Annotated in this window: 1 pseudogene; it reads left to right on the top strand. The window is 58.2% G+C overall.

Annotation, left to right across the window (positions count from 1 at the left end):
• Positions 1-232 (top strand): annotated as a pseudogene (locus QN399_RS26700) (MFS transporter); the annotation flags it as partial.

The following is a 232-nucleotide window of genomic DNA, read 5'->3' as shown; positions in this document are numbered from 1 at the left end:
CCTCATCCTGGGTGGCGGCACCATCTTCTAGCTGGCGATCCTCAAGGACGCGTTCTTTGTTCCCTTGCTGGAATTGATGGGCTTGAGCCACACTGATATCGGTATGCTGCTGAGCGCCAACGCGATCTTCGCTACTGCACTGTTTGTGATTGGCGGCGTGCTCGCCGATCGCTACGACACGCGCATACTAATGCCCCTCGGCCTGATCGTGACCGGTAGCCTGGGGTTGTAC

This window comes from Pseudomonas sp. 10C3, from assembly GCF_036346185.1.
Classification (GTDB): domain Bacteria; phylum Pseudomonadota; class Gammaproteobacteria; order Pseudomonadales; family Pseudomonadaceae; genus Aquipseudomonas.
The sequence above is the reverse complement of the archived record's forward strand: the minus strand, read 5'-3'. Positions and strand labels throughout refer to the sequence as shown.